The 23,988-nt window shown below is 74.5% G+C and carries 20 protein-coding genes, 2 tRNA genes and 1 other RNA gene; 14 read left to right on the plus strand and 9 right to left on the minus strand.

Annotated features, from left to right (window positions below; translation table 11 throughout):
- Window positions 1-7: 7 nt before the first annotated feature.
- Window positions 8-95: transfer RNA gene (locus ACI78V_RS02805), tRNA-Ser, on the plus strand.
- A 309-nt stretch (window positions 96-404) separates the two neighbouring features.
- On the opposite strand, the gene ACI78V_RS02810 is transcribed toward ACI78V_RS02805, so the two are convergent.
- On the minus strand, window positions 405-2,213 hold the full coding sequence (locus tag ACI78V_RS02810) for a flavin-containing monooxygenase (protein ID WP_456848702.1): 1,809 nt from the start codon (window positions 2,211-2,213) through the stop codon (window positions 405-407).
- Window positions 2,210-3,016, minus strand: a complete 807-nt coding sequence (locus ACI78V_RS02815; RefSeq protein ID WP_456848704.1) for an SDR family NAD(P)-dependent oxidoreductase — start codon at window positions 3,014-3,016, stop codon at window positions 2,210-2,212. Before ACI78V_RS02815 ends, ACI78V_RS02810 begins: the two co-directional genes overlap by 4 nt.
- 229 nt (window positions 3,017-3,245) lie before the next feature.
- On the opposite strand from ACI78V_RS02815, the gene ACI78V_RS02820 reads away from it, so the two are divergent.
- On the plus strand, window positions 3,246-3,863 hold the full coding sequence (locus tag ACI78V_RS02820; RefSeq protein WP_456848706.1) for a hypothetical protein: 618 nt from the start codon (window positions 3,246-3,248) through the stop codon (window positions 3,861-3,863).
- Between the two features lie 149 nt (window positions 3,864-4,012).
- Here ACI78V_RS02820 and ACI78V_RS02825 read toward each other — a convergent pair whose 3' ends face one another.
- Both ACI78V_RS02825 and ACI78V_RS02830 read right to left on the minus strand, forming a co-directional pair.
- The gene (locus tag ACI78V_RS02825) at window positions 4,013-5,686 is read right to left on the minus strand and encodes a protein kinase domain-containing protein (protein WP_456848708.1); all 1,674 of its coding nucleotides are present in this window, start codon (window positions 5,684-5,686) and stop codon (window positions 4,013-4,015) included.
- 41 nt (window positions 5,687-5,727) lie between these two features.
- The gene (locus ACI78V_RS02830) at window positions 5,728-6,075 is read right to left on the minus strand and encodes a hypothetical protein (RefSeq protein WP_456848710.1); all 348 of its coding nucleotides are present in this window, start codon (window positions 6,073-6,075) and stop codon (window positions 5,728-5,730) included.
- 162 nt (window positions 6,076-6,237) lie between these two features.
- Here ACI78V_RS02830 and ACI78V_RS02835 point away from each other — a divergent pair.
- Window positions 6,238-6,322: transfer RNA gene (locus tag ACI78V_RS02835), tRNA-Ser, on the plus strand.
- A 48-nt stretch (window positions 6,323-6,370) separates the two neighbouring features.
- Here ACI78V_RS02835 and ACI78V_RS02840 read toward each other — a convergent pair.
- Entirely contained in the window at window positions 6,371-7,333 is a 963-nt protein-coding gene (locus tag ACI78V_RS02840; RefSeq protein WP_456848711.1) for a DMT family transporter, read from the minus strand.
- 206 nt (window positions 7,334-7,539) lie between these two features.
- Here ACI78V_RS02840 and ffs point away from each other — a divergent pair.
- An RNA gene (ffs, locus tag ACI78V_RS02845) (signal recognition particle sRNA small type) lies at window positions 7,540-7,635 on the plus strand.
- 159 nt (window positions 7,636-7,794) lie between these two features.
- Window positions 7,795-10,158, plus strand: a complete 2,364-nt coding sequence (locus tag ACI78V_RS02850) for a DNA polymerase III subunit gamma and tau (protein ID WP_456848713.1) — start codon at window positions 7,795-7,797, stop codon at window positions 10,156-10,158.
- A gap of 85 nt (window positions 10,159-10,243) precedes the next feature.
- On the opposite strand, the gene ACI78V_RS02855 is transcribed toward ACI78V_RS02850, so the two are convergent.
- Both ACI78V_RS02855 and ACI78V_RS02860 read right to left on the minus strand, forming a co-directional pair.
- The gene (locus ACI78V_RS02855; RefSeq protein WP_456848715.1) at window positions 10,244-10,729 is read right to left on the minus strand and encodes an SRPBCC family protein; all 486 of its coding nucleotides are present in this window, start codon (window positions 10,727-10,729) and stop codon (window positions 10,244-10,246) included.
- Window positions 10,726-11,088 (minus strand): ArsR/SmtB family transcription factor, encoded by a 363-nt coding sequence (locus ACI78V_RS02860; RefSeq protein ID WP_456848717.1) that lies wholly within the window; start codon window positions 11,086-11,088, stop codon window positions 10,726-10,728. The genes ACI78V_RS02855 and ACI78V_RS02860 overlap by 4 nt, the downstream gene beginning before the upstream one ends.
- A gap of 141 nt (window positions 11,089-11,229) precedes the next feature.
- Here ACI78V_RS02860 and ACI78V_RS02865 point away from each other — a divergent pair, with 141 nt between their 5' ends.
- The 6 genes from ACI78V_RS02865 (at window position 11,230) to ACI78V_RS02890 (ending at window position 17,968) form a co-directional block, all read left to right on the plus strand.
- Complete coding sequence (locus ACI78V_RS02865; RefSeq protein WP_456848719.1) at window positions 11,230-11,565, plus strand: YbaB/EbfC family nucleoid-associated protein; 336 nt, start codon at window positions 11,230-11,232, stop codon at window positions 11,563-11,565.
- A gap of 34 nt (window positions 11,566-11,599) precedes the next feature.
- Complete coding sequence (gene recR / locus ACI78V_RS02870; RefSeq protein WP_456848721.1) at window positions 11,600-12,199, plus strand: recombination mediator RecR; 600 nt, start codon at window positions 11,600-11,602, stop codon at window positions 12,197-12,199.
- 174 nt (window positions 12,200-12,373) lie between these two features.
- On the plus strand, window positions 12,374-14,017 hold the full coding sequence (locus ACI78V_RS02875; protein WP_456848723.1) for an ABC transporter substrate-binding protein: 1,644 nt from the start codon (window positions 12,374-12,376) through the stop codon (window positions 14,015-14,017).
- Between the two features lie 104 nt (window positions 14,018-14,121).
- Entirely contained in the window at window positions 14,122-15,219 is a 1,098-nt protein-coding gene (locus ACI78V_RS02880) for an ABC transporter permease (protein ID WP_456848725.1), read from the plus strand.
- Window positions 15,219-16,271, plus strand: a complete 1,053-nt coding sequence (locus ACI78V_RS02885) for an ABC transporter permease (RefSeq protein WP_456848727.1) — start codon at window positions 15,219-15,221, stop codon at window positions 16,269-16,271. Before ACI78V_RS02880 ends, ACI78V_RS02885 begins: the two co-directional genes overlap by 1 nt.
- A complete protein-coding gene (locus ACI78V_RS02890; RefSeq protein WP_456848729.1) occupies window positions 16,271-17,968 on the plus strand; it encodes a dipeptide ABC transporter ATP-binding protein in 1,698 nt (565 codons plus the stop codon). Before ACI78V_RS02885 ends, ACI78V_RS02890 begins: the two co-directional genes overlap by 1 nt.
- Before the next feature lie 41 nt (window positions 17,969-18,009).
- Here the strand turns inward: ACI78V_RS02890 and ACI78V_RS02895 are convergent, their stop codons facing one another.
- Window positions 18,010-18,366, minus strand: coding sequence for a Rieske (2Fe-2S) protein (locus tag ACI78V_RS02895; RefSeq protein ID WP_456848731.1), 357 nt, complete (start codon window positions 18,364-18,366; stop codon window positions 18,010-18,012).
- A 113-nt stretch (window positions 18,367-18,479) separates the two neighbouring features.
- On the opposite strand from ACI78V_RS02895, the gene ACI78V_RS02900 reads away from it, so the two are divergent.
- From ACI78V_RS02900 to ACI78V_RS02910, 3 genes are all read left to right on the plus strand, one after another.
- Complete coding sequence (locus ACI78V_RS02900; protein ID WP_456848733.1) at window positions 18,480-20,477, plus strand: TPM domain-containing protein; 1,998 nt, start codon at window positions 18,480-18,482, stop codon at window positions 20,475-20,477.
- A 106-nt stretch (window positions 20,478-20,583) separates the two neighbouring features.
- Entirely contained in the window at window positions 20,584-22,635 is a 2,052-nt protein-coding gene (locus ACI78V_RS02905; protein ID WP_456848735.1) for a TPM domain-containing protein, read from the plus strand.
- An 87-nt stretch (window positions 22,636-22,722) separates the two neighbouring features.
- Window positions 22,723-23,490 (plus strand): VOC family protein, encoded by a 768-nt coding sequence (locus ACI78V_RS02910; protein ID WP_456848737.1) that lies wholly within the window; start codon window positions 22,723-22,725, stop codon window positions 23,488-23,490.
- 52 nt (window positions 23,491-23,542) lie between these two features.
- Here the strand turns inward: ACI78V_RS02910 and ACI78V_RS02915 are convergent, their stop codons facing one another.
- Entirely contained in the window at window positions 23,543-23,977 is a 435-nt protein-coding gene (locus ACI78V_RS02915; protein ID WP_456848739.1) for a PPOX class F420-dependent oxidoreductase, read from the minus strand.
- Window positions 23,978-23,988: the final 11 nt, after the last annotated feature.

The raw sequence follows: 23,988 nt of genomic DNA on the forward strand, positions 1-23,988 counted from the left end.
CTTCGGCGGTGGCGTGTCCGAGCGGCCGAAGGAGCACGCCTCGAAAGCGTGTGAGGTGCAAGCCTCCGTGGGTTCAAATCCCACCGCCACCGCCAGTGATGTCGCAGGACATCCCGGACGCCCGGACCCACGGAACGTGGGTCCGGGCGTCTGTCCTCTCCGGGATCGCGGCTGGGACGCGGCGTCTTCCTCGGCCCGGTGGCCAGCCGGCAGCTCATACAGCCAGGACCGCGGGGACGCCGGTAGGCGGCGATGGCCTCGGCCGGGCTCCGGCCCTCGACCCCGATCGCGGTGATGACCGACCGGGCTCTGGACATGGCCGGACACCACCGCCAGCCAGCCGGCAGCAACGAGGGTCACCGGCGGAGGCCGCCGGTGACCCTCGTCGGCGGTCGATCACCGGACTACGACACGCTCTGACCGCTGCAACCGTTCCGAGGGGTGAGGGTCAGCCCGGCGAAGTCGCCCGCGTCGCGCCAGTCCCGCAGCATCTCGAAGAAGGTGTTCCCGGCCGGGAGGAACCGGCCGGCCGCCAACGTGTTCGGGTCGGCGGCGTTCCCCTCGTTGTTGCCCGCGGCGGGGGTGCAGGCGTTCAGCGCCGCGATCACCTCCGGGCTCATGCTCCGGCTGCGGACGTAGTGCACGTACTCGTCCTCCGCCTCCTTCGTCGCCTCGATCACCGCACCGCGCCGCTCGGCCTCGGCGATGACGTGCGCGGCGTGCTTGGTCTGCTCCAGCGCCATGTGCGTGTAGCTGACCGAGAACGCCGTCTGGGTGAAGCCGAAGAAGAACGCGTTCGGGTAGTCGTGGGTGTGCATCCCGTGCAGCGTCCGCAGACCCTCTGACCACTTGTCCGACAGCAGCAGCCCGCTGCGGCCGATGATGCGCAGCCCGGTGCCGTAGAGGAAGCCCATGCCCAGGTCGAAGCCGGTGGCGAACACCAGGGCGTCGACCTCGTAGGCCCGGCCGTCCACCACCACGGCGTGCTCGGTGATCTCGTCCGGGCCCCGGCCGTCGGTGTCGACCAGGTGCACGTTCGGCCGGTTGAACGAGGTCAGGAACTCGTCGTGGAAGTTGGGGCGCTTGCAGCCGTAGCTGTAGTACGGCTTGAGCGCCGACGCGACGTAGGGGTCCTCGACCACCTCGTCGACCCGGTTGCGGATCCGCTCCATGACCTCGAGGTCGGCGTGCTGGAGGGGTTTCCCCGCGGCGGTGGCCGAGGCGAGGAACTGGGCGATCTCCGTCCAGCCGTCCTGCACCATGTCCGGCTCGCCGTCCGGGGCGGGGAAACCGGTGGACACCGCGGTGAAGTTCCACATGCGCCGGTACTGCCAGCCCGGCTCGAGGTCCTTGCCGAAGTCCTCGGGCGTGGGGGCGTTGTTGCGCGCCCAGGGCGCGGCCGGCGTCCGCTGGAACACGAACACCTCCTTCGCGGCCTCGGCGAGCCGCGGCACGACCTGGATGCCGGTGGCGCCGGTGCCGATGACGCCCACCCGCTTGTCGGCCAGGTTCTCCAGGTTCTCCCCGGTGAAGGCGTGGTCCCACCGGCTGGTGTGCCAACTGCGGCCCCGGAACGACTCGATGCCCTTGATCCCGGGGAGTTTCGGGTTCTGCAGGCGTCCGGGGGCGACGAGGAAGTACCGGCTGCGGATGGTGTCGCCGCGGTTGGTGCTGATCACCCAGCGCGAGTCGGTGTCGTCCCAGCGGGCCTCCTGGACCTCGGTCTGGAAGACGGCGTCGCGGTACAGGTCGAAGTGCCGCGCGATCCGCCGGCAGTGCTCCAGGATCTCCGGCTGCCGTGCGTACTTCTCGGTCGGGATGTACCCGGTCTCCTCGAGCAGCGGCAGGTAGACGTGCGACTCGGTGTCGCACTGCGCGCCCGGGTAGCGGTTCCAGTACCAGGTGCCGCCCACGTCGGCGGCCTTGTCGATCATCATGATCCGCTCGAGGCCCACCTCGCGCAGCCACACGGCCATCTGCAGGTTGGCCAGGCCGGCGCCCAGCAGCACCGCGTCGACGGTGGCCTCGATCGGGTCGCGCGATCCGTCGGTCCCCGCCCACGGGTCCTCGGCGAAGCGCTCCAGGTCGCCCTCGAGGTGGACGTACTGGTCGAGCCCGTCGGCGCGCAGCCGCTTCGCCCGCTCCTCGGCGTACTTCCGCTGCGCCTCCTCGGGGGTCAACGGCGTCGCGGCCGCCGGCACCGCCGGGGTCACCGGGAGCTCCGGCCGGCGATCAGGGCCGTGTAGATCGACGCCCCGCCGTCGACGACGATGTCCTGGCCGTTGACGAACGACGAGCCGTCGCCGGCCAGCCACAGGGCGACGTCGGCCATGTCCTCCGCGGTACCGGCGCGGCGCGACGGCGTCCCCTGGACGAACTGGTCGCGGATCTCCGCCGAGGCGAGCGCGTCGCCGATCATCTCGGTCTCCACCACGCCCGGCAGGATCGCGTTGCACCGGACGCCCTGCGGCCCGTAGGTGACGGCGATCGCGCGGGTGATCGCCGTCAGCCCGCCCTTGGTCGCCGAATAGGCGTGCGCGCTCGACATGCCGACGATCGCGTGGATGGAGGCGGTGTTGATGATGGCGCCGCCACCCCGCTCGATGAGCATCGGGATGCCGTACTTGCAGGTCAGGAAGGCCCCGGTGAGGTTGATGGCGATGATGCGGTTCCAGTCCTCCAGGGTGCAGGTGACGATGTCGCTCATCCCGATGCCGAACCGCTTGGTCGCCGAGTTGCCGATCCCGGCGTTGTTGTAGAGGACGTCCAGGCCGCCCAACCCCTGGGCCGCACCCAGGATCCGCTGCACGTCGTCGGGATCGGAGACGTCACCGACGACGCCGACCGCCTCGCCCCCCGCGCCACGGATCTCCGCCACGGCCTTGTCCACCGATTCCGGGTCGAGGTCGTTGACCACGACCCGCGCCCCCTCGGCGGCGAACAACAGCGCCGCGGCGAGACCCTGGCCGCGACCTGAGCCGGTGATGACGGCGGTCTTCCCCTCGAGCTGCGCCATTGTCGCCTTCCTCCCCGCGGGAACGAGTGATCGACGTCTCCGACGTCGCAGACCACCGTCGCTGGCGAGGGGAAGAGGGGGACATGTGCGGGGGGCCATTTTCCGCGGCCATCGGGTGTGCGGGCGTCCGTGTCCGGGCCGACGTCGCGCCGTTGGCGTCGGTCGCCGGAACGCGCAGGCCGAACGGCCCCGCCGACCTCTCCGCTCTCGGTGACGGCAGGAAGGTCTCATGAGGAACCCAGCGAGGACGATGCGCGGCCGGCGGGCCAGATGGCTGGTCAGCGCCCTGGTGGTCACCGGTGTGACGGTGACCTCCTGCGGCGGCGCCTCGAACGGCGGGTCAGGGGGTGAGAGGGAGGGCGGCCGGGCCGCAGGCGTCTCGCAGGGCCTCGACACCGTCGGCGCGGACCACGACCAGCGCGATCCGGATGGCACCTCCCGGTACGTCTTCGTGCAGAACCCGACCAACTCCGACCCGGCCCGGTCGTCGGACGCCTTCGACATGATCTTCCTCCGGCTGGTCTACGACCAGTTGATCCGCGAGGAGGTGGACGGCGGCCTCGTTGCCCAGCTGGCCACGGAGTGGGAATTCGTCGACGACGAGACCGCATTCGTCATGAAGTCGCGCGATGATGTCGACTCCATCGACGGCAGGCGCTTCAACGCCGAAGCGCGTCACGGGCTCCCCGGCATCCACAGGATGGTCGAGGAGGAGACGGGGATCCGGAAGATCGTCCCGATCCTGGCGCACTCCCCGCCGAGTGCCTGGACCGACGAGGCCGCTTTCCCCGAGGGCCACCGCCCCGCCTACTCCACCGTCCGGCGGTACGTGGGAGTGACCAGCTGATCGCGAAGAGCGCCCGGGGGCCGAGCCGGTCACCGGGCGCTCGTGCGCGTGGCCGCGCACCGACGCCGGACGAGCCGCACAGCAGGACCCGGCGAACATCGACGCCCCGGCCCCGGTGACCGGCTACCCGTCGTTCGTGGGGGCGGCGGTCAGCCGATGGTCCGGACGTACCGGTCGAGGTCGACCAGCCACCGGCCGTCGTCGTCCTGGGTGAACCGCACCTCGTGCAACTCCACCTCCGAGCTGCCGTCGTCCCGCGTGAAGCGCACCTCCGACGTCGCGGTGATCACGCCGTCGTCCTCCTCGACGTCGCGGAGGCCGGCCAGCTCCACCTCCGACCACGGGCTCCAGAAGTCCCGGTAGTAGTCCCGGCCGGCGGCGCCCCGCAGGGTGGGGCCGGTCATCGCGTAGGCCGCGTCGGGGTCCTCGGGCAGGAACGCGTAGTACTCGTCCAGGGTCTGCTCGGCCACGGCGACCGGATCGTCGTCCGGCGCCTCGTCCGGGGCCTCGTCCGGGGCCTCGTCCGGGGCCTCGTCCGTCGGTGTGTCGGTGGTGGCGGGCGCGTCGTCGGTGGTCGGTGCCGGCTCCGCGGAGCCGTCGGGCGGCGCCGACGCCGGGGAGTCGTCGACCTGCGACGGGGAGGGCGTCGCGCCTGCGTCGGCCGCCGTCCCGGGATCGTCGCCGCGGGTGGTGAGCCAGAGGAGCCCACCGCCGGCCAGCAGCAGCACGAGCACGAGCGCGGCCACGAGCCACGGCCGGCGACGTCGTGGCCGGGCGGTGCTCACCGGCCCCGGCCGCGGCGGCGTCGCCGGGGACGGGGCGGCCGGCGGCGGAGCCGGGGTGGCCGGCGGCGGGCCCTGCACGGCGGTGTCACCGGCGCCGGCGGCGACGGCCGGCGCCGCGCCGGTGGCCCACTCCGTGGTGCGCTGCCTGTTGGTCGAGGACCGCAGGTTGGTCCGGGCGAGCAGCACCGTGGTCGGGTCGCCGTCCCGGCCGGCCGCCAGCCGGGCCAGCTCGTCGCGGACCTCCGCCATCGTCGGCCGCTGCGTCGGGTCGTCGGCAAGCATCCTGGTCAGCGGCCCGGTGAGGGAGCCGGCGCGGCGCGGGGGCAGGGGGCCGCCCGCGGCCACGCGGTGCAGCAGCCGCAGGGCGTTGTCGTCCATGCCGAACGGGGGCTGACCCTCCAGGCAGGTGTACAGCGTGGCGCCGAGGGAGAACACGTCGCTCTGGGGCGTCATCTCCGCGCCCCGCGCCACCTCGGGCGCCAGGAACGCGGGGGTGCCCGTGATCTGACCGGTCTGGGTCAGCGTCACATCGCCGGCGGCGTGGGAGATGCCGAAGTCGGTGATCTTGACCAGGCCCTCCACGTGCGGACCCCGCCCGATGAGCACGTTGGCCGGCTTCACGTCGCGGTGCACGATGCCCGCGGCGTGCGTGGCGGCCAGCGCGTCGGCCACCTGGGCGCCCACCTGCGCCACCTGGTCCACCCGCAGCACGCCGTCCTCCTGCAGCACCTCCGCCAGGCTGCGGGAGGGCAGGTACTCCATGACCAGCCACGGCGCGCCGTCCTCCAGCGCGACGTCGTAGACGGAGATGGCGTGCGGGTGGCTCAGCCGCGCCGCGATCCGGCCCTCGCGCAGCGCCCGCTGGCGCTGCTGCTCCACGGCCCTGGGGTCGGCGCCGGTCGGCGGCAGCACCTGCTTGACCGCCACCCGGCGGCCCAGCACCTCGTCCCGGCTCAGCCAGACCGCACCCATGCCCCCACCGCCGATGCGGGAGACCAGCCGGTAGCGCCCGGCGACCAGGTGGTCGGGTGCGGTCATGGGGGAAGCGTCTCGCCCGGCGGACCCGCCGTCGGTGCCGGTCAGACGCCGCTGGGGACGCCGAACCGGCGGGCGTACTCCTCCTGGGCCCCGGCCGGCAGTGCGTCGTAGAGCTCACCGAGCTCACCGGCGGCGTCGGGGGGGAGGTCGTCGAACAGCCGCTGCCAGGTCGGCGGCTCGTCGTAGCTGCGGGTGAGCAGCAGCTCCCACGCCCTCGTCTGGCGGTCGCGCTTGCTGCGCTCGGCGACGAACTCCGACAGGTAGCGGTCCTTCGCGGCGTCCTTCTCCTCCTTGGTCGCGGTCGGTGGCAGGCCGGAGGGGTCGGCGCCGTGGAGCACCGCGACGATGGCCTCCACGACGTCGGGCCGGACCTGGTCGGTCTCGCTCATGGGGGCGTCCTCTCCTGTCGCACGGGCCGTTGATCCCGTTCCGGACCACCCTGCCCCAGCCGACCGCCGGGAAACACCGCCCTGTGTCCGACCGCGTTATGCGCTCCCCGGGTACCGCGGCTGACCGCCGCGACGGCGCCCGGTATCCTGGCCCGCGCAGGTGGAGGATTCGCCTAGTGGCCTATGGCGCTCGCTTGGAAAGCGGGTTGGGGGCAACCCCTCGGGAGTTCGAATCTCCCATCCTCCGCACCCGAGGCCGGGTCCCGCTCCGAGCGGGGCCCGGCCTCCGTGCGTCTCAGGCGGTGGGCTCGGGGACGACGTCCCCGACGGCCGGCGGGCCCAGCCGGCGCAGGTAGAGACCGGCGACCGCGGCGAGCACCAGCACCCCGCCGGCGAGCGCGCCCAGCGGCAGGCGCTCCCCGAGGAACGCCGTCGCCAGGACCGTCGCCGTCACCGGCTCCAGCAACGTCACGATGGCGGCGACCGCGCCGGGCACCGTCCGCAGCCCGCGGAAGAACAGGGCGTAGGCCAGGGCGCTGGGCACCGCCCCCAGGTAGAGCAGCGTGAGCAGGGCCACCGGCTCCGAGGTGAACCGCAGGCCGGTGGCGAGCGCGGCCGGCGTGAGCAGGACCGCTCCGCCGACGAAGCCGGCCAGCGTCACCGGGACACCGGCCGGCACGTCCCCGCTGGCCAGGGTGACGACGGCGTAGCCGAGCGCCGAGCCGACCGCGAGCAGGGCGCCGAGCAGCACCGCCGTCCCCGCGGAGGCGCCGGCGGTCAGGCCCACCAGCAGCCCGAGGCCGGTCAGCGCGACCGCCAGCGCGAGCACCGTCGTCCGGTCCGGGCGGCCGTGGCCGAGCAGCGCCGCGCCGACCGCGATGAGCAGCGGGGCCAGGCCGAGCGCGACGAGGGTGGCCACGCTCACCCCGGCCGTCGCCACGGCGGCGAAGTAGGCGAGCTGGTAGGCCGCCAGGCCGGCGGCCACGAGGGCCAGTCGCACGGCGACCCGGCCGGTGACCGGGACAGCGGTGCCGGCGCGGCGGCGCCGGGTGAGCAGGTGGGCGGCGAGGAGGACGGCCGCGCCGATCGCCATGCGGTGCCAGGCGATGTCGAGGGGGCCGAGGTCGGTGCGGTCGGCGACGACGCGGCCGCTGACGCCGGCGGTGCCCCAGCAGAGGGCGGCGAGGACGACGGACACGAAACCGCCGGTCGCGGCGGTCGAGGAGCCGCTGCTGGCGGCTCGGGTGCGGGTGGACATGACGCTCCTGGTCGCAGATCCGGATCGGGGGATGCGGTCCGGAGCACGGCGCAGCGTCCCGGCACCGGGTGCCGGGCGGGGTCGGCCTGTGGTGCTCCGGGTCAGGAGCGGGGCGGGGGGAGGACGCAGGCGTGCGGAGGCGTCATGTCGTCGGAGCGTAGCGGGGGGTCCTGCCGGCGGCCGCCGGGTTGTGACCTACAGTGGACGACGACCCCTCGCGTGGCGTCATCCTGTGAACCTCCCCAGGGCCGGAAGGCAGCAAGGATAAGCGGGCTCTGGCGGGTGCGCGGGGGGTCCTCTGCTCTGTCCCGGTCGTCCGACCGGGCGACACCGCGGCCACGTGCCGTTCCCCACTCCTGTGGCGCCGCTGCCGCGTGTCCCGGCCGGGGACCCTCCGGCCCGCCACCGGTCCACACCGGCGGTGCGCCGATCCGTCGCTCGTCCCACGTAACCTCGCCTGCGTGGCACTGGCGCTCTACCGGAAGTACCGCCCGGCGACCTTCGCCGAGGTGGTCGGCCAGGAGCACGTGACCGCCCCGCTGGTCAACGCCGTCGACGGCGGGCGGATCAACCACGCCTACCTGTTCAGCGGCCCCCGCGGCTGCGGCAAGACGTCGTCCGCGCGCATCCTGGCCCGATCGCTGAACTGCGAGCAGGGGCCGACGTCCACCCCGTGCGGCGTGTGCGGCTCGTGCGTCGCGCTGGCCCCCGACGGCCCCGGCTCGCTCGACGTCATCGAGATCGACGCGGCCAGCCACGGTGGTGTCGACGACGCCCGCGACCTGCGCGAGCGCGCGTTCTTCGCGCCGGTGAACAGCCGCTACAAGGTCTACATCGTCGACGAGGCACACATGGTGACCACGCAGGGCTTCAACGCCCTGCTCAAGGTCGTCGAGGAGCCGCCGGAGTTCCTCGTCTTCGTCTTCGCCACGACCGAGCCGGACAAGGTGCTCCCCACCATCCGCTCGCGCACCCACCACTACCCGTTCCGGCTGGTGCCGCCGACGACGCTGCGGGGCCTGCTCGAGAAGACCTGTGCCGCCGAGGGCGTGGCCGTCGAGCCGACCGTCTTCCCGCTGGTGGTGCGTGCCGGGGGCGGCTCGGTCCGCGACTCCCTGTCGATCCTCGACCAGCTGCTGGCCGGGGCCGGGCCCGAGGGCGTCACCTACAAGAGCGCCGTCGGGCTGCTGGGCGTCACCGACGACGCCCTGCTCGACGAGACCATCGACGCCCTCGCCGCGCACGACGCCCCCGGCGTCTTCCGCGCCGTCGACCGGGTGGTGGAGGCCGGGCACGACCCGCGCCGCTTCGCCACCGACCTGCTCGACCGGCTGCGCGACCTGATCGTCCTGGACGCCGTCCCCGACGCCGGCGGCAACGGGTTGCTCGACTGCCCGCCCGACCGGCTGGACCTCATGAGCTCCCAGGCCCGCGCCCTGGGCTCGGCGACGCTGTCGCGGATGGCCGACACGGTCCACGAGGGCCTGACCGAGATGCGGGGGACGACGGCGCCGCGGCTGCTGCTCGAGCTGGTGTGCGCGCGCATGCTGCTTCCCGGCACCGACGACTCAGCGGTGGCCACCCTCCAGCGCCTGGAGCGCCTGGAGCGGCGGCTGTCGATCGCCGGCGAGCACGCCGGACGCCCCGTGGAGGCACCGGCCGCCCCGGTGGCCGCGCCCCGCCGCGAGCCGGTGGACGACGTCCCGCCCGCGCCCGCGCCGCCGGCCGGTCCGCGACGGGAGTTCGTGCGCAGGTCTCAGGTCGCGGAGGCGCCGGCTGCGCCCGCGTCCACCCCCGCCGGGCCCGCGCCGACCGTGTCCGCACCGGCCGCACCGGCCGCACCGGCGGAGCGGCCCGTGACGCCCGCGCCCGCCGAGCACCCCGTGACCCCGCCGGCCGGGCCCGGCGCCGAGCCGCAGCCGGCCGCGCCCACGGACGCCCGCCCGGCCGGCGACGGGTGGCCGGCCACCACACCGCCGGGGTCCGGCGCCCCGGCGGCGCGGCCGGCTCCGGTGGCCGACGACGGCTGGCCCGCGACGACCCCGCCCGGCTCCGGCGCTCCCGGCCGGCGGCCGGCGGCCGGCGCGCCCGCGGCCGCGGACCCCGCGCCCGCCGAGGAGCGTCGGCGGCCCCGGGTGGCCGAGGGGGAACCGGACGTCCCCCTGCCGCCGGAGCCGACCGACGACGAGGACTGGCCGCACCAGCCCCGTCCCGCCGCGGCGGCCGCGGCGGCCGCCCGGCTCGAGCAGCCCCGGCCCGCCGCCGACCCCGCCCCCCGGGCCGCGGCGGAGTCCTCGCCGGCACCGCGCGGGGGCGAGCCGACCCCGGTGGTCTCGGCCCAGCCCGAGCAGCCGGCCGGCGACGGCGCGCTGACCACCGCCGACGTCCGCCGGGTGTGGCCGGAGCTGCTGAAGGTCGTCCGCGGCCACAAGCGCACCACCGAGGCGCTGCTCAAGAGCGCCCAGGTGCACGACCTGGGCAACGGGACGCTCACCCTGGCGGCGACCTCGCCGGCACTGGCGAAGATGCTCGGCGACGACCTCAACAAGGACGTCGTCCGGCAGTCGCTGCAGGAGCTGCTCGGCGTGCGCTGGAAGGTGCAGGTCGTGGTGGAGGGTGCCGCCCGCGGCGGGGGGCCGGCGGTCGCGCCGGAGGCCGCCCGCGAGGCGGCCCGGGCCGCGGAGGTCGCCGAGGCCCGCGAGCTCATGGCCGAGCGGGCCGCGGAGGGCGCGGGGGAGCGCGAACCCGACCCGGTGGTCGACCCGGAGCAGGCGGCGCTGTCGCTGCTGCGGGCCCAGCTCGGCGCCCGCCCCATCGACGGCTGAGCGGAGGCAGTGCCCCTTCCGGGCCCGGGCGGACGGGAACGCCCCGGGAGGCGCCCCGGCGCCCGCGGACACGCCCGGCCGGGGGTCAGCCCCGCGCGAGGACCTCGTCGAGGCGCTCGTACCCCTCGCGGACGCCGACCTCCATGCCGCTGGCCACGAAGGCGTCGCGGTCGGCGAACGAGTCCACCAGGGACGTCGCGGTCAGCCGGGTGCGGCCGTTCCCCAGGTCCTCGAGCACGAGCTTCTCCAGGGCGACGCCGTCGGGCATGCCCTCGAAGGTGAACGTCTGCACGATCAGCTCGTCGGGCCGCACCTCGTGGAAGCAGCCGCGGAAGCCGTACTCCTCCCCGTCCTGCCGGTGCACGTACCGGTAGGAGCCGCCGGTGCGGCAGTCGTGGTGGTCGATCGACATCTCCGTGCCGCGCGGACCGAGCCACTGGACGAGGAGGTCGGGGTCGGTGTGTGCGCGGAACACCTTGGCCGGCGGCGCGTCGAACTCGCGGGTGATCCGGACCAGCGGCACCTCGGGGTCGAGGGCGATCTCGGTCTCGTGGTGCTGGGTGGTGGTCATGACGGGTTCCCTCCTGGGGGAGTGGGTGGGGTGGCGTCGTCCGGCATGGACCGCAGGACGTCGTCCAGACGGCGGTAGCGCTCCTCCGCCTGGCGGCGGTAGCGCTCGATCCACCCGGTCATGAGGTCGAGGACCTCCGCTTCCAGGTGCACCGGACGGCGTTGCGCGTCGCGGCTGCGGCTGACCAGGCCGGCGTCCTCCAGCACCCGCAGGTGCTTGGACACGGCCTGGACGCTCACCGCGTAGGGCTCGGCGAGCTCGCCGACCGTGGCGTCGGCCGTCGCCAGCCGGGCGACCATGTCGCGCCGGGTCGGGTCGGCCAGGGCCGCGAAGACCCGGGAGAGCGGATCAGCGGCCATCGGGGTGGACCTCCCTCCTGTTCAACCGGTCGGTTGACAAAGAGGGTGGCGCGCGGGTCCGGCGTTGTCAACCGCTTGGTTGATGAAGGTGGTCGGCCCGTCGTCCCGCCGTGCGTCGTACCCGCGGCCTACCCTCGGGTCATGTTCCCCGGTGGTCAGCCCGACATGGCCCGCCTGCTCGAGCAGGCCCAGCAGATGCAGCAGCAGCTGGCTGCCGCGCAGGAGCAACTGGCGCAGGAGACCGTGACCGGCACGGCCGGTGGCGGCCTGGTCACCGCGACGATGACCGGCCAGGGCGAGCTGTCCGCGGTCACCATCGCGCCCGAGGCCGTCGACCCGTCCGACGTCGAGACGCTGCAGGACCTCGTCGTCGCCGCCGTTCGCGATGCCGCGCGCCAGGTCGACCAACTCACCGCCAGCCGGATGGGGCCGCTCGCCGGCGGCCTCGGCGGCGGCCTGGGGCTGCCCGGCCTCTGAGCCGTGCCGTCCCCTCCGCGACGAGAGGAACACCGTGTACGAGGGGGCCGTCCAGGACCTCATCGACGAGCTCGGCCGGCTGCCCGGCGTCGGGCCGAAGAGCGCCCAGCGCATCGCCTTCCACCTGCTGGCGTCGGAGTCCGCCGACGTCGGCCGTCTCGTGGCGGCGCTGCAGCGGGTGCAGGCGGAGGTCCGGTTCTGCGTGACCTGCTACAACGTCGCCGAGGGCGAGCAGTGCCGCATCTGCCGTGACCCGCGGCGCAGCGACGACGTCATCTGCGTCGTCGAGGAGCCCAAGGACGTCGTCGCGATCGAGCGCACCCGCGAGTTCCGCGGCCGCTACCACGTGCTCGGGGGCGCGATCAGCCCGATCGAGGGCGTCGGCCCCGACGACCTGCGCGTCAAGGAGCTGATGACGCGGCTGATGAACGGCACCGTGACCGAGCTGATCATCGCCACCGACCCGAACCTCGAGGGAGAGGCGACCGCCGCCTACCTCGCCCGGCTGGTGGGGCCGATGGGGCTGGCCGTCTCGCGGCTGGCCAGCGGTCTGCCGGTCGGCGGTGACCTGGAGTACGCCGACGAGGTCACGCTCGGCCGGGCGTTCGAGGGTCGCCGCCGCATCGACGCGTGAGCGCAGGTCGGTCGCGCGCCCCCGGGCCAGTCACGAGGCGATAACAGTCCCCCGGGGGATTCCTGGGAGCCCGGCGCCCTGTGCTACGCATGGGTAACCAACACCCACACCCCGCTGCGGCGCGGAAGATGTCCGGTGCCCGCGGGGGATCTCAGGAAGAACGAAGGTAGGCGGATGAGTTCCGTTCTGACCGGCCGGCGCCTGCGCGCGGCCACGGCGGGCCTCGCGGTCACCGCGCTGGCGCTGACCGCGTGCGGCGGCGGCGACGAGGGCGACGGCAGCGGCTCGGGCGGCGGCAGCGGCGACGCGCTGACGATCGGCACCAGCGACAAGATCACCACGATCGACCCGGCGGGTTCGTACGACAACGGCTCCTTCGCCGTCATGAACCAGGTCTTCCCGTTCCTGATGAACACCGACTACGGCAGCCCCGACGTCGAGCCCGACATCGCCGAGTCGGCGGAGTTCACCTCGCCCACCCAGTACACGGTCACCCTGAAGCCGGGTCTGACCTGGGCCAACGGCAACGGGCTGACTTCCTCGGACGTCAAGTTCAGCTTCGATCGGATGGTCGCGATCAACGACCCGAACGGTCCGGCCGCGCTGCTGGCCAACCTCGACAGCGTCGAGACCCCCGACGAGACGACCGTCGTGTTCAACCTGAAGTCGGGCAACGACCAGACGTTCCCGCAGATCCTGTCCAGCCCGGCCGGCCCGATCGTCGACGAGGACGTCCTGTCGGCGACCGAGCTGACCCCGGACCAGGAGATCGTCGACGGCAACGCCTTCCACGGCCCGTACACGATCACCAACTACGACCAGAACAACCTGATCTCCTACGAGGCCTACCCCGACTACCAGGGTCTGCTGGGCGCTCCGAAGACCGACCGGGTCAACGTCCGCTACTACGCCGACGCCTCGAACCTCAAGCTGGACATCGAGGAGGGCAACATCGACGTGGCCTTCCGCAGCCTGAGCGCGACCGACATCGACGACCTGCGCGGCAACGACGAGGTCGAGGTCGTGGACGGTCCCGGCGGCGAGATCCGCTACATCGTCTTCAACTTCAACACCCAGCCGTTCGGGGCCACGACGCCGGAGGCGGACCCGGCCAAGGCGACCGCCGTCCGCCAGGCGGTGGCGCACCTGATCGACCGCGAGGAGCTGGCCGAGCAGGTCTACCGGGGCACCTACACCCCCCTGTACTCCTTCGTCCCCGAGGGCCTGACCGGCGCCGCCACCCCGCTGCGGGAGCTCTACGGCGACGGCAACGGTGGCGCGGACCCGGCCAAGGCCGCCCAGGTCCTCGAGGCAGCGGGCGTGCCGACCCCGGTCCAGCTGAGCCTGCAGTACTCCAACGACCACTACGGGCCGTCCTCCGGTGACGAGTACGCCCTGATCAAGGACCAGCTGGAGTCCACCGGCCTGTTCCAGGTCGACCTGCAGACCACCGAGTGGGTGCAGTACTCCGAGGACCGCGTGGCCGACGTCTACCCGGCCTACCAGCTGGGCTGGTTCCCGGACTACTCCGACGCCGACAACTACCTGTCGCCGTTCTTCATCACGGACAACTTCCTGGCCAACCACTACGACAACAAGCAGGTCAACGACATGATCCTGCAGCAGGCGACGACCCCGGACCCGGCCCAGCGCACCGCCCTGATCGAGCAGATCCAGCAGCTGGTGGCGCAGGACCTGTCCACCCTGCCGTACCTGCAGGGCGCCCAGGTCGCCGTCGTCCGGACGGGCGTGGAGGGCGCGAGCGACACGCTCGACGCGTCCTTCAAGTTCCGCTACGGCGCCCTGAGCCGGGGCTGACGCCCGGCTGAGAAGGTGGCGACACCGGCCCCGGGTGACCCCGCCGCACGGCGGAGTCACCCGGGGCCACCCATGTGCGGACCACGCACGCACGGAGGAAGGCCATGACCACAGCGACCGAGCTCGCGGCCGGCGAGCCGGCCCAGGAGGACGCGCCGACGCGCCGACGTCGCAGCGGCGGAGGCGGCCTGGGCACCTACATCCTGATCCGCTTCCTGCTGATCATCCCGACCGTCTTCATCCTGGTGACGACGGTCTTCTTCCTGATGCGCTCGACCGGCGACCCGATCACCGCCGCCCTCGGCGGCCGGCTGACCGCGGAGGAGCTGGCGCAGCGCGTCCGGGAGGCCGGCTACGACCGGCCCATCCTCGTGCAGTACCTCGAGTACCTCGGCAACGTGTCCACCGGCGACTTCGGGACGACGCTGTCGGACCGCCGCCCGGTCACCGAGGTGCTCACCACCTTCGGGACGGCGACCCTGGAACTGGCCTTCTACGCCTTGATCGTCGCCTTCGTCGTCGGCATCCCCCTGGGCCGGCTGGCCGCCTACTCCCGCGACAAGTGGCCCGACGCCGTGCTGCGGGTCTTCGCGATCCTCTGCTACGCGACCCCGGTCTTCTTCGCCGGCCTGGTGCTCAAGCTGGTCTTCGCCAGCGGCCTGGGCTGGCTGCCCGTCGCCGGGCGGGCCTCGACCCGGGCCGAGATCGAGCTGCAGTTCCTCGACGACCCGACCGGCATCTACCTGATCGACGCGATCCGGCTGGGCAACGGCGAGGTCGTCTCCGACGTGCTCGAGCACGCCGTCCTGCCCGCGGTCGCGCTCGGCCTGCTGACCGCGGGGGTCTTCCTGCGGCTGGTGCGCACCAACGTCATCGGCACCCTCGGCACGGGCTACGTGGAGGCCGCCCGCTCCCGCGGCGTCGCCGAGCGGCGGCTGCTGCGCAAGCACGCCTACCGGCCCGCGCTCATCCCGATCATCACCGTCATCGGCCTGCAGGTCGCCCTCCTCATGGGCGGCGCGGTGCTGACCGAGACGACCTTCGAGTGGAAGGGCCTGGGCTTCCAGCTGGCCGAGTACCTGCAGGCCCGCGACTTCGTCGCGGTGCAGGGGATCGTCGCCATGCTCGCCGTCATCGTCGCCGTCACCAACTTCGTCGTCGACGTCATCGCCGCGCTCATCGACCCCCGGGTGAGGTACTGATGGCCACCGTCGCCCCTCCGGTCGAGCAGACCCCCCGCACCGACCCCGCCCGCCGAGGCTGGCGCCGGCTGCCCGTCGTCCACCAGCTGCGGCAGAGCGTCGGCCTGCAGCGCGGGATGCTCGTCGTCGGGCTGGTCCTGACCGGTGTCTTCCTGCTCACCGCGCTGCTGGCCCCGCTGCTCGCCCCCTACGGCTACAACCAGCTCCGGGACGCCGACGGCGCCTTCGGCGCCCAGCAGCCCCCCTCGGCCGAGCACTGGCTCGGCACCACCGTCGGCGGGTACGACGTGCTCAGCCGCGTCGTCTACGGGTCGCGCACCGCGCTCATGGTGATCGTGGTCGCGATCGTGCTCTCGCTGTTCGCCGGCGTGCTGCTCGGCCTGGTCTCCGGCTACTTCGGCGGCTGGCTCGACCGCGTGCTGGTCGTCGTCTGCGACGCGGTCTACGCCTTCCCGTCGCTGCTGCTGGCGATCGTCATGGCGATCGTGATCAGCGGCGGGCAGTCCAGCCTCTACGGCGGCATCCTCGCCGCGGCCATCTCGATCACCGTCGTGTTCATCCCGCAGTACTTCCGCGTGGTGCGTGCCGAGACGGTGCGGATCAAGGGCGAGGCCTACGTCGAGTCCGCCCGGGTCGTCGGCGCGGGGCACTGGCGGATCATGAGCCGGCACGTGCTGCGCAACGCCACGCGCACGCTGCCGCTGATCCTCACGCTCAACGCCTCGGAGGCGATCCTCACCCTCGCCGGGCTCGGGTTCCTCGGTTTCGGCATCGAGCCGACCGCGGCCGCCGAGTGGGGCTTCGACCTCAACAAGTCGCTGTCGGACGTGAGCAGCGGCATCTGGTGGACGGCGGTCTTCCCCGGCTCGGCGATCGTGCTGGTGGTCCTCGGACTGACGCTGGTCGGGGAGAGCCTCAACGACCTGGCCGACCCGCGGCTGCGCAGCCGCCGGTCGGCCGACACCGGTGACGTCGCGGAGACCCCGGTCGTACCGGGCGGCCCGCTGGGTGCCGGTCCGGCAGGACTGTCCGGCCTCGAGGGGAGCGCCTGATGACCACCGCACGCGACGACGTCGTCGACATCGAGAACCTGTCGGTCTCCTTCGCCACCGATGCCGGCACCATCGCCGCCGTCCGGGACGTGAGCCTGTCCGTGGCCGCCGGCGAGGTGCTGGCCGTCGTCGGCGAGAGCGGCAGCGGCAAGACGGTGACCGCGCGCAGCATCCTCGGGCTGCTGCCCGAGACCGCCGCCACCCGCGGCGCGGTGGTGCTGCGCCGCAAGGACGGGACCGGCGAGCACGACGTCGTCACCCTGACCCGGCGGGAGCTGGGGGAGGTGCGCGGCCGCGACGCGGCGATGGTCTTCCAGGAGCCGTCGACCGCGCTCAACCCCGTCTACCCGGTCGGCTGGCAGATCGCCGAGGGGCTGCGCGCGCACGGGCAGTACAGCCGCAAGGAGGCCCGCGCCAGGGCGGTCGACGTCCTGCGCCGGGTCGGCATCCCCGACCCCGAGGAGCGGGTCGACCACTACCCGCACCAGTTCTCCGGCGGCCAGAAGCAGCGCATCGTGATCGCGCAGGCGCTCGTGCTGGACCCCGGCGTGATCATCGCCGACGAGCCGACGACGGCCCTCGACGTCACCGTGCAGGCCGAGATCCTGGACCTGCTGCGCCGCTGCCGCGACGAGTTCGGCGCCGCGATCGTGCTGATCACCCACAACATGGGCGTCGTCGCCGACCTGGCCGACCGCGTGGCCGTGATGTACCAGGGGCGGATCGTCGAGCAGGCCGACGTCCGGACGCTGTTCGCCGCGCCGCGGGACGAGTACACCCGGCAGCTGCTCGGCTCGGTGCCGCGGCTGGGCGAGGGGCGGGCGCGTGCCCGGGAACGGGCGGCCACCCGGGCGCCGGCGTGGGCCGCGTCGACACCGGTGGTGGAGGCGCGCGACCTGCGGATCGTCTACCCGGGGCGACTGCGCACGCCCGACTTCGTCGCCGTGGACGGCGTCAGCTTCGCCATCCGGCCCGGTGAGGTGCTCGGGCTGGTCGGCGAGAGCGGCAGCGGCAAGACCACCATCGGGCGGGCGATCGCCGGGCTGACGCGGGTCACCGACGGCTCGCTGCAGGTGCTCGGCACCGAGATGCGGGGCGTCAGGGAGAAGGCGTTCCGGCCGGTGCGCCGCCGCATCGGGTTCGTCTTCCAGGACCCGGCGTCCAGCTTCAACCCGCTGCTGACCATCGCCGAGGCGGTCGCCGAACCGCTGGTCGTCAACGGCCGGGCCGACGACCCCGGGGCCGCACGGGGCCGGGTCGACGAGCTGCTGGAGGCGGTGCAGCTGCCGAAGGCCTTCGGCGACCGCTTCCCGCACGAGCTCTCCGGCGGGCAACGGCAGCGGGCCAGCCTGGCGCGGGCCCTCGCCCTGGACCCGGAGCTGCTCATCGCCGACGAGCCGACCTCGGCCCTCGACGTCTCGGTGCAGGCCCGGGTGCTGGAGCTGTTCGCCGAGCTGCAGCGGGAGCTGGGCTTCGCGTGCCTGTTCATCAGCCACGACCTCGCCGTCGTCGACCTGCTGGCCGACCGGATCGGGGTGCTCTACCGCGGCCGGCTGGTGGAGGAGGGGACCGGCGCGGAGGTGCTCGGGGCTCCGCAGCACCCGTACACCCAGCGGCTGCTGGCCTCCCTGCCGGTGCCCGACCCCGACGAGCAGGCCCGCCGCCGAGCGGTCTGGCAGCAGCTCCGCGACGCCTGAGTGGGGTGGGACGGCGCGCTCCCCGCCCCGTTCCGATCCACTCACTCCAGGACGACGTCGTCGCCGCGGCGGACGGCCCGCCGGACCCGCAGTCGCAGCACGCGGGCGTAGGCCCGGACGAACTGCGTGTAGCCCGGCGTCGGCCCGTGGTAGCCGAGGAAGCCGCGCGGCCCCTCCACCATCTCCCCGGTGCGCACGTCGTAGCGGCTCTGGTGCCACGGGCAGACCAGGCAGCCGTCGGCGTCGAGGCTGCCCTCGGAGAGGTCGGCCAGCTGGTGGCGGCAGCGGCGGGACACGGCGAAGTACTCCCCGTCGCGGTTGCCCACCGCCCAGTCGCCGACGCGGCGGACCGCCCGGGGCGGCAGGTCGGCGGCGGGGATGCGGTCGGGCTCGGACACGGGACCTCCTGGTGGACGACGTCCGGCGCCCGTACCCCGGGAGGCCCCCGGGGACCCCTCCGGCGTCGGTAGGGTCGACCCGCTGCGATCGTCGTCCCACCTCGGAGGTGCCCGTGCGGCGGCTGGTCGTCGTCCTGGGGATGTTGACGCTGCTGCTGGTCGCGGGTGGGCCGGCGCTGGCCGTGCCCCCCTCCCGGCTCGACGAGCAGGTGGTCGACCGGGTCGGCGCGCTCTCCGGCGAGGAGTCCCGCGTCGAGGAGGCGCTCGACGCGCTGCGCGCCGAGGACGGCACCCAGCTGTGGGTCACCTTCGTGTCCGGCTTCGACGGCGTCCCCGGCCGGCAGTGGGCGCAGGAGGCCGCGGCGGCGTCCCAGCTGGGCCGCACCGACGTGCTCTTCGCCGTCGCCGTCGACGACCGGGCGTACGGCATCTCCGTCGACGAGGGCTTCCGGCTCTCCGACGACGAGGTCGACGCGCTGCTCGCCGAGGACGTCGAGCCGGCGCTCTCCGACGGGGACTGGGCCGGCGCCGTCGTGGCCCTCGCCGACGGGCTGCGCGGCGGATCCGGGGGCGGCGCGTCGACCGCGCTGCTGGTCGTCGGCGGGGTGGCCGTCGTCGGGGGCGGGGCCTGGCTGGTCGCCCGCTCGCGCCGGCGCAGCCGACCCGCGCAGCAGCCCGACGCCGGTCCGGCCGACCCGCACGCCGGCGTCCCCACCCAGGAGCTGCAGAACCGGGCGAGCGCGGCGCTCCTGGAGCTCGACGAGCAGGTGCAGACCTCGCGGATCGACCTCGACTACGCCCGGGCGCAGTACGGCGCCGAGGCGGTGACGGGGTTCGACACGGCCCTCGCCGAGTCCGAGGCCGAGCTCGCACGGGCCTTCGCACTGCGTCAGCAGCTCGACGACGAGGTGCCCGAGGACGACGCGGCGACGCGACGCCTGCTGACCACGCTGCTGGAGCTGGTCGAGACCGCCGACGCCCGGCTCGACGACCAGGCCGAGGCCTTCGCGCGGCTGCGGGACCTGGAGCGCACCGCGCCGCAGGTCCTGGACGCCCTCGAGCCGCGGATCGCCGAGCTGCACGCCCGGGTGCCGGTGGAGGAGCAGCGGCTGCAGGACCTGCGCCGCCGCTACGCGGAGACCGCCCTCGCGCCGGTGGCCGACAACGTGGCCGAGGCGCGGGCGCGCCTGGCCGCCGCGGAGCAGGAGGTCGCCGAGGCCCGGGGCGACCTCGCCGCCGGGCAGCCGGGCGCGGCGGTGACCGACGTCCGGGCTGCCGAGGACGCCGTCGCCCAGACCGTGACCCTGCTCGACGCGATCGGCCGGCTGGCCGCCGACCTGCACGCCGCGGCCGAGCGGGTGGCGGCGGTCCGGACCGAGACGGAGGAGGACCTCGCCGAGGCGCGGGCGCTCGTCGCCGCCGGGGACCGCACCGGCCTGGCGCCGCAGCTGGCCCGGGCGGAGGCGGCGCTGGCCGCGTCCGCCGCCGCGCTCGGCCCCGCGGACGGCCGGCCCGACCCGCTGGCCGCCCTGCGGCAGCTGGAGGAGGCCGACACCGCCCTGGAGCAGGCCCTCGGCGGTGCCCGCGATGACCAGGCCCGGACCCGCCACGCGGCGGCGGCGCTCGACTCGGCGCTGCTCGCCGCGCGGTCGGCGATCACCGCGGCCGGCGACTTCATCAGCACCCGGCGCGGCGCCGTCGGCCCGGAGGCCCGTACCCGGCTCGCGGAGGCGCAGCGCCACCTCGACGTCGCCGTGGCGCAGGGACAGCAGGACCCGGTCGCTGCGCTGCGCGAGGCGCAGCACGCCGACGCCCTGGCCCGGCGCGCGCTCGACGTCGCCCGGGGCGACGTCGGCTCGTGGTCGGCCGGCACGGGCGGCTACGGGTCGGGCGGTCTCGCCGGCGGCTCCCCGGGTCGGGGCGGTGGCCTGGACCTGGGCAGCCTGGTGCTCGGCGGCATCCTCTTCGGGGGCGGCGGAGGAGGACCGCGCGGCCACCGCAGCAGCGGCTTCGGCGGCGGAGGACGCCGGTCCGGGAGCGGGCGGCGCTCCTCCGGTGGCGGGCGGCGCTCCTCCGGCGGGGGACGCCGTGGCGGCGGGGGACGCTTCTGACGGCCGGCCGGCGCCGCACACCCCGCCGGGGAACTGCGTGCGACCGCCGTGCGTGCCTACAGTCCGGGCGACTCAGCGATCGCCCTCGTTCGACGGAGGTCCCACCGTGCGCCGGCTGACGATCGTCCTGGCCTTCCTGACCGCCCTGCTCCTCGTCGCCGCTCCCGCGCAGGCCGTGCCGCCGTCCGGGGTCACCGACCAGGTGAGCGACCAGGCCGACGTCATGGACGCCGGGGAGGAGGCCGAGGTCCGGGAGGCGCTGGACGAGCTGAGCTCCGGGACCGGCACCGAGCTGTACGTCGTCTACGTGGACAGCTTCGACGGGACCGACCGGACCGAGTGGGCCCGGTCCAGCGCCCAGCAGACGGGGCTGGACGACGACGACGTGCTCATGGCCGTCGCCGTCGACGACCGCCTCTACGGCGTCCACTACGGCGACCAGATCGACGCCTCGGACCTGCAGGACGTGCTGGCCGGTGACGTCGAGGCGCAGCTGTCCCAGGGTGACTGGGCCGGGGCGTCGGTCGCGCTGGCCGACGGGCTCTCCGCCGGCGGCGGCGGGTCCTCCGCGGCCGACGGTTCCTCGGCGGGCGGCGGCGGAGGAGCGGTGCTGGCCGTCGTCGTCCTGCTCTTCCTGCTCGTCGGCGGCGGGTACCTCGTCGCCCGGCGTCGCCGGCGGGCCCCGCAGCGCGAGCTGGCCGCCGCCCCCGCCCGGAGCCGGGAGGTCGACCCGCACGCCGGCACGCCCACCGAGCAGCTCAACTACCGGGCCAGCACCGCCCTGCTGGAGCTCGACGAGCAGGTGCGCAGCGCCCAGCTGAACCTGGACTACGCCCGCTCCTACTTCGGCGAGGAGGCGGTCCCCGGGCTGCCCGAGGCGCTGGACCGGTCGCGGGCCGAGCTCGCGCGGGCTTTCACGATCCGGCAGGAGCTCGACGACGAGATCCCCGAGGACGAGCCGACCCAGCGCCGCATGCTCACCGAGCTGCTGGCGCTCACCGACGCCGCGGGGGAGCGGCTGCGGGCCCAGGCCACGGCGCTCGAGGAGCTCCGCGAGCGGGAGCGCACCGCGGGCCAGGCCGCCGACGAGCTGGCACGGCGGATCGAGGAGCTGCAGCGACGGCTGCCCGACGAGGAACGGCGGCTGGCCGACCTGCGGGGCCGGTACGCCGCGGCGGTCGTGGCGCCGGTCGCCGAGAACGTCGCCGAAGCGGGTGTGCGGCTGGCGGCGGCCACACGGGAGATCGAGCTGGCCCGCGAGGACCAGTCGGCCGGTCGGGGCGGCCGCTCGGTGGGCCGGCTGCGGGGCGCGGAGAACGCCGTGGGCCAGAGCGCCACGCTGCTCGACGCCATCGCCCGCCTGGGCGCGGACCTCGCCGCCGCCGAGCAGCGCGTCCCGGCGGCACGGGCCGACATCCAGGAGGACCTCGCCGAGGCCCGTGCGCTGGTGTCGGCGGGCAGCCGCAGCGACCTGCGACCGCAGATCGCCCGCGCGGAGGCCGCCCTCGCCTCCGCGGACGCCGCGTCGGCCGGGGAGGGCGGCAGCCGCCCCGACCCGCTGGCCGCGCTCCGCCGGCTGGAGGAGGCCGACGCCGCGCTCGAGCAGGCCCTGCAGACCGCCCGCGACGAGCGGACCCGCGCCCGCCGGGCCGCCGAGGCGCTGGACCAGGCGCTGCTGACCGCCCGTGCGGCGGTCGCCGCGGGCGGTGACTTCATCAGTACCCGCCGCGGCGCCGTGGGCAGCACGGCACGCACCCGGCTGGCCGAGGCGGAGCGGCACCTGGCGGCCGCCGAGCGGCAGGCGGGCACCGACCCGGCCGCCGCGCTGCGGGCAGCGCAGACCGCCGACCGGCTCGCGCAGCACGCGCTCGCGGAGGCCGAGGGCGACGTCCAGCGGTGGTCGCAGCAGACCGGCTACGGCGGCTACGGGGGCTACGGCGCGAACTGGGGCGGCTACGGGGGGCGTCACGGCGGCTACGGCGCCCCCCGGCGCGGTGGCGGCATCAGCCCGCTCGGCGCCGGTCTGGGCGGCCTGCTCCTCGGCGGACTCATCTTCGGCGACCACGACGGCGGCGACTTCGGCGGTGGTGGCGACTGGGGCGCCTCGGACTTCGGCGGTGGCGACTTCGGCGGGGACTTCGGCGGCGGGGAGTTCTGACCGCTCCCGCTCGGACCGCTCGTCGGGCACTGGGAACTGTCGGAGGCCGATGGCACGGTGACCCTCCCCACACCTCGAGGAGGAGCAATGCCCACTCGGAACACCCCGTGGCCGGCCGGTACCCCGTGCTGGATCGACTACGGCGCCTCGGACGTCGACGGCGCGAAGGAGTTCTACGCCCGGCTGCTCGGCTGGGAGTACACCGGCGGCGACCCGGAGTACGGCGGCTACCTGAACGCGCACCGCAACGGTGAGCCGGCGGCCGGGCTCGGCCCGCTGATGGACCCCGGTGACTCCCCGGCCTGGACGACGTACTTCGCCACCGACGACGTCCAGGCGACCGCCGCCCGTGTCCGCGAGGCCGGTGGCACGGTCGTCGTCGAGCCGATGGAGGTCGGGCCGATGGGCACCATGGCCGTCGCGGCCGACCCGCAGGGCAACGCCTTCGGCCTGTGGCAGTCCGGCACGCACACCGGGGCGCGCGTCTACAACGAGCCGGGGGCGCTGGTGTGGAACGAGGCGGCCGTCGACGACCCCGCAGCGGCGCGGGAGTTCTACGCGTCGGTCTTCGGCTTCACCTTCGAGGCCGTGCCCATGGACGGCGAGATGGAGTACAGCACGTTCACCACCGGCGGGAACCCGCTCGGCGGGATCGGCGGTCACCAGCCGGGGTCGCCCAAGGGGTGGACGGTGTGCTTCGCGGTGGCCTCGACCGATGACGCCGTCGCGATGGTGGAGTCCGGTGGCGGCAAGGTGACCATGGCGGCGACCGACACCGAGTACGGCCGGTTCGCCGTGGTCGAGGACCCGTGGGGCGCACCCTTCTCGGTGATGCAGGTGCCGGCGGAGGGCTGAGCACCCGGGGCCGTCGGTGCGGTGCGTCGAGGGCGCGCCGTCCGGCGGCGGCTCAGCCGCGGAGCTGGCCGTAGGCGTGCTCCGGCCGGAACCGGACCACCAGCCGGCGGTCGGCGACCATCGCCGCGCGGTAGTCGTCCCAGTCCTCGTGCTCGCCGGAGGCGCCGCGGTAGTAGGTGATGAGCTCCTCGACCGTGGCGTCGTGCGGATCGGCCGCCACCGGGGTCAGCTCCGCGGTGCCCTCGACGGCGACCCAGGTCCAGAAGTCCTTCGACGAGACGTGCAGGGTCACCCGCGGGTCCGCCTGCAGGTTGCGGGTCTTGGCGCGGTCGGCGGTCACCGACACCCGGATCAGCTGCGACTCCGGGTCGTAGGCGTAGCCGACGTTGGACAGCTGGGGGCGGCCGTCGCGCTTCACGGTCGCGAGCACCCCCCAGCGGTTCTCGGCGACGAAGGCGAGCATGCGGGGGTCCACGGGAGCAGCCATGTCGGCGAGAA

This window comes from Geodermatophilus sp. SYSU D00742, from assembly GCF_054049935.1.